The sequence below is a fragment of the Actinomyces sp. MRS3W genome (assembly GCF_032465695.1).
In the GTDB taxonomy this organism is placed as follows: domain Bacteria; phylum Actinomycetota; class Actinomycetes; order Actinomycetales; family Actinomycetaceae; genus Actinomyces.
This window is the reverse complement of sequence record NZ_JAWDJJ010000005.1, coordinates 1-5303: the sequence shown is the minus strand read 5'-3', so window position 1 is coordinate 5303 and position 5303 is coordinate 1. Positions and strand designations below refer to the sequence as shown.

3 protein-coding genes are annotated in these 5303 nt (G+C 68.8%); all 3 read right to left on the bottom strand.

Features of this window, described 5'->3' with window-relative positions; all coding sequences use genetic code 11:
* A partial coding sequence (locus tag RWX45_RS00085) for a TrmH family RNA methyltransferase (protein ID WP_316021763.1) occupies nucleotides 1-685 on the bottom strand: 685 nt, incomplete at its 3' end.
* 836 nt (nucleotides 686-1521) lie between these two features.
* The gene (locus RWX45_RS00080) at nucleotides 1522-3081 is read right to left on the bottom strand and encodes a cation:proton antiporter family protein (RefSeq protein WP_316021762.1); all 1560 of its coding nucleotides are present in this window, start codon (nucleotides 3079-3081) and stop codon (nucleotides 1522-1524) included.
* Between the two features lie 45 nt (nucleotides 3082-3126).
* Nucleotides 3127-5303 (bottom strand): DEAD/DEAH box helicase (locus RWX45_RS00075; RefSeq protein WP_316021761.1); only part of this gene is annotated, 2177 nt, incomplete at its 5' end.

The following is a 5303-nucleotide window of genomic DNA, read 5'->3' as shown; positions in this document are numbered from 1 at the left end:
CTGACAGGCCGGTCGTCTCCGCCCCCGCAATGAGGGCGAGTCGGCCGTCCCACGCCGCCAGCCGGTCCAAGGACCCCGTCGCCCCGGCATCCAGGGCGGCGACGTGCCCGCCCGCACCCACGAAGTCGGCCAGCAGCGCCTGCGTGTCCTGCCAGTCCATAAGCGCAACCGGCAGGGAGAAGACGTAGCCGCGGCTGGCACGGATGAGGCGCCGGTCGGCAATGCTGGCCAGCCCCGAGTCGACCAACACCATGCCCGCAGCCCCGAAGGCGTAGGCACTGCGCGCGATGGCGCCGATGTTCCCGACAATCCTCACCCCGTCCAAGATGAGCAGATCGCCTGTGCCGGCGAGCAGCTGCGCGGGCTCGACCGGTTGGGGCATACGCGCCACGCCGAAGACCTCGGGGCGTTTGTCCGAGCGGAACAGGTCGGTGGCCAAGCCGGAGGCGATAACCCTCAGGGGTACGCGCCTGCGCGCGCACTCCTCACGCAGCTGGGCGGGCGGCTCGGCCGAGTCAAGGACATAAACCTCGTGGAATGTCACCCCCGCCCGCAAGGCGTTGAGCAGCGTCTCCGGGTCCTCGACCAGCAGGGACTTGCCGGGGCGAGCCGAGACCTTGGCAAGGTCGGCGATCCGCTGCGCGGCGGGCGCCGACCTGTCGGATAAGACCTCGTGACCCGTCATCGCTGTGTCCTTCCTAGCCGGCAACCGGGTGCGCGGAGAGTCTAGACGATTGAATTCAAGGGGGCGTGGGGTACCCCGCTGCGGCGGGCGGTGTCCGCTCCCCTCTCACCGAGACCGGCACAAATAACGTGCCGAGACCGGCACTAATGACGTGCCGAGGTTGGCGGTGTGGTTATGGTGGCTGGTGTTGGCGGGGTTGAGTGCGCATCATTCTGTGTGCCTGTGCGGGATCGGAGTGCCGCCGCCCGGGATGTCGGCGGCCGGGGTGGTCGCGGCCGGGCTTTCCGTGTCGGGGTTGACTGTGGCGCGCTGAGGCGGGGTTCTTGATCCGCCCTGGTCGAGTACGACCCTTTGCGCCCCAAACTCCCGCGATAAACCGAGGTCTCGGGTCATAAGGGTTGTAGTCGACCACCAGGCAACCCCGACAGGGAGGTCTCGGGCTCAAAGGGTCGTATTCAAGCACCGCCGCTGAGAACACACGCTGGGCAGCAGTCCTTGCCGCAGACCCCACGGTCGGCCATCCCCGACACGTTGAGAACGCCCAGCGAGCACCCTCATACACAGTTGATACCCCGCCGCAACTCACGCACGCCGGCCCCAGACAATTCACCAACCGCCCACACACCACCAGCACACTGTCTCAGATGTAAACCGGTCTCACTGTCTCAGATGTCTTGAGACACCACAGTCTCAGCACGTCATTAGTGCCGGTCTCGGCACGTTACAAGTGCCGGTTTCGGCACGTTATTAGTGCCGGTTTCGGTGACAAGAGGAAGAAGCGCCTTCACACCGACCTGAACCGCAGCAGAACACCCACACCCCTTGGAATCAAGCATCTAGGCGGCCTCGGCGGCGCGGGCAAGAGCCTCGCCGGCGCCGTCGTAAAGGTTGACGACGACGTCGACACCCGCGTCCCGCAGGGCGGCGGCCTCGTCGTCGTAGCGGGCAATGGCCAAAATCCGCCCCTCGAAGCTGGAGCGTCCCAGCCACTCCAGGACGCGGACGTTCGCGCCCGGCTCGGACATGGCCAGCACTGCCTTGGTGGCGTGAACCTCGTCCAGCCGCTCCCAGAACTGCCGGTCGGTGGCGTCCGCCTCCAGCACATTGAACCCCTGGCGGCGCAGCGCCTCCACCTTGGAGGCGTCGGAGTCGATGCCGAGCACGCCCACCTCCCCGTCTGCGTACAGCCGGGTGTAGGTGGAGCGCCCCGCACGGCCCATACCGAAGACGACCGTGCACACGCCCTCAAGGCTGACGGGCTGCTCCTCGGGGTGCAGCGCACTGGCCGGGCGGTCGGGCAGCAGCCCCGCCAGCCACTCGACGAGCGAGGCGGGTTTGCGGTTGACGATCGAGGAGACGACGAAGGACAGGGCCAGCGCCAGGGACACCGCCGGCGCCCACTCCTCGCCGAGCAGGCCGTGCCCGGCGGCGGTAGCGACGACGATGAGCGCGAACTCGCTGTATGCAGTCAACGCCATGCCGGTGAGCACGCTGGTACGGCGCCGCATTCCCAACGCGCGCACCACACCGGTGTAGATGAGCGAGCGCACCGGCAGCAGCACGAGCAGCACGCCAGCGAGGGCGAATGCGGCAGTGCCTGGGACACCATCGAGGCCAATGGACAGGAAGAATCCCACCAGCAGCAGTTCCTTGATGGTGAACAGGGCACTGGACAGCTCCTTGGCAGCGGGGTGGGAGGCGAATAGCGCCCCCATGACCAATGCGCCGAGATCACCATCGACCCCAACTAGGTCGAATAACAGGTAGCCGGGAAGCAGCGCCATGGAAATGCCGAACAGTGCACGCATCTCACCGTGGTCGATGCGGTCGAGCACCTTGCGCAGCAGCTTCGACGCCGGCCACAACGCCACCAGGGCCGCCGCCCACGGGCTGGGCAGTCGGCCAGAGGCCGCGGTCATATAGATGACGGCGGCGATGTCCTGGAGCACAAGCACACCGATGGCAATGCGCCCGTACAGGGAGCCGGCGTCGTCGCGTTCCTCGAGCAGCTTGACGACGACAACCGTGGAGGAGAACGACAGGGCGAAGCCGGCGGTCACCACCCCGGCCGGGGTACTGGCGCCCAGATTCAGGCCGAGTCCGAGCAGCCCCGCCAGCAGGAGCGTGCTCAAACCGGTCAGCACCGTCATGACGATGACGGCGGTGCCGGCGACCTCCTTGCGCCGCAGCACCCGCAGGTCCAGTTTGAGCCCGATGGTGAACAGCAGCACCGCCACCCCGAGGTCGCCGAGCACCTCGACGAACTCAAGTCGGGGCAGCGATGAGGAGCCGAGGGCGAAACCAGCGGCGAGGAACCCCACCAGGGGCGGGAGCCGCAGCAGCGTGGCGGCAAAGCCGCACACCACCGCCACAAGCAGGTACGCAGCCGGAACCATGTGCTTCTCCTTCACTCTCCGGCCGGGCGCCCCGCCGCCGGGACGTCAGCGCCCGTCTCGGTTGCCGCGGAAACCGCTCCGGCGTGCGCCGTCCCAGCCGCGGTTGCCCCAGCGGCCACCGCGGTCATGTCCGTCATGGCGGCGGTCGTCGCGGTCATAGCGCCGCTTGAAGCCGCCACGGTCATAACGGCCGGAGCGGCGATCATTGTTCCGGTCACCGCGCGAGCGGCCGCCGCGACGGTCCTCCCAGCCGCCGGAGCCGTGCCCCGGGCCCTCGTCGACGCGGATGCGCAGCTCGCGACCGGCGAAGGTGGCGTGCCCCATGTTCTCCAGCTGCTCGTCGCTCAGGGGCGTGTGGATCTCCACCAGGGAGAAGGACTGCAGGATGTCGATCTTGCCAATGTCGGATCCCGAAATACCGCCCTCATTCGCGAGGGCACCGACGATGGCCCCGGGAAGCACGCGGTCACGGTGGCCGACCTCAATACGGTAGACGGTGCCGGATCCGTCCTCGTGCCGCCGTCCGCCGCGGGCAGCACCGGGCTTGCCGTCGGGACGCTCTCCCCGGCGGCCGCGGCGGTCCTCACGACCACCCTCGAAAGAGGCGGACACGAAGGTGCCGTCCTCGTCCAGCTCCTCGCGTCCTCCGCGCCGGCGCGGCCGGTCGCCGTCATCGCGCCGTCGCGGACCCTCGTCGCCGACGGCGAGGGCCAGCAGGGTAGCGGCCAGCTCGTCGGCGTCGATACCGAGCTCCTCGCTCTTGGCGGACACCAGCCGGGAGTACATCTCGAGGCGGCCGCGCTCGTGACGGGTCGCGGCGCGGTTGAGCAGCTTGCCGGCGCGGTGCTCGGAGACGTCGGCGGGGGAGGGGAGGGTGACCTCCTCCAAACGGGTACCGGTCAGGTGCTCGATCTGGCGGAGCTTGCGCTTCTCCTTGGGGGTGAGGAAGGTAATGGCCTCACCGTGGCGGCCGGCGCGGCCGGTGCGGCCAATACGGTGGACGTAGGCCTCCGCTTCCCGGGGGACGTCGAAGTTGACGACGAGTCCAATACGGTCCACGTCCAGTCCGCGGGCGGCGACGTCGGTGGCGACGAGCACGTCGAGGGTGCCGCCGCGCAGGCGCTCGACCAGCCGCTCGCGTTCGCGCTGCGGCACATCACCGGAGATGGCGGCGGCCTGAATACCGCGGCCGGCCAATTCAATGGCGACGTCCTCGGCGGTGGACTTGGTGCGGACGAACACCAGCGCCGCCTCGGCGTCGGTGACAGCCAGCACGCGGGCGGCAGCGCCGATCTTGTGGCGGAAGGGCACCACCGCGTAGGTCTGGTGGACGGTGTCGACGGTGGATGCCTGGCGGGAGACCTCCACCCGCACCGGGTCGATGAGGTGCTGGCGGGCTACCGCCTGAATGGCGGGAGGCATGGTGGCGGAGAACAGGGCGGTGCGGCGCTCGCTGGGCAGGGATTCGGCAATCGTCTCCACATCCTCGGCGAAGCCCATGCGCAGCATCTCGTCGGCCTCGTCGAGGACGAAGTACTTGACCTCATCCAAGGTGAGCGCGCCCTTCTCAATGAGGTCGATAACGCGCCCGGGCGTACCCACCACTACCTGCGCACCGTCCCTGAGCGCGCCGATCTGCGGACCGTAGGGTGCGCCGCCGTACACGGCGACGACGTCCAGACCGCGGGAGCGGCTGGCCATGTCGGTGATGGCCTCCGCGCTTTGGAGCGCCAGTTCGCGGGTCGGTGCCAGGACCAGCGCCTGGACCGCGCCGTCGTGGGCGTCGACGGCGTCGAGCAGGGGCAGGCCGAAGGCAGCGGTTTTACCGGTGCCGGTCTGGGCGATGCCGACGACGTCGCGGCCGGCCAGCAGCACCGGGATAGCTTCACGCTGGATGGCGGTCGGGGTTTCGTAGCCCATGTCCTTGACGGCCTTGAGCAGGTCACCGGGCAGGCCCAGGTCATCGAAGGTTTCCGGAGCCGGCGCCTGGTCGACGGTGTCCGCATCGGAGTCCTCGGCGTCGTCCGTGTCGAGGAAGGGGGTGTGCCCGTCGACGTCCTCCTCATCGACCTCCTCGTCGGCACCGCCGTCGGGGCCGTCCTCGGATTCAGAGTCCGCAGCGTCCTCAAGATCCTCGGGGTCGGCCTCGGGCAGGTTGAGGTCGACGTCGTCGTCCTCATCGGCGTGGTCGATGTCCTCGGGGTCCTCGGGGGAGTCGGAGG

Bases quoted from the DNA above. Each gene is read 5' to 3' on its own strand.
- RWX45_RS00080 (WP_316021762.1), bottom strand. From the start codon at position 3,081: ATGGTTCCGGCTGCGTACCTGCTTGTGGCGGTGGTGTGCGGCTTTGCC.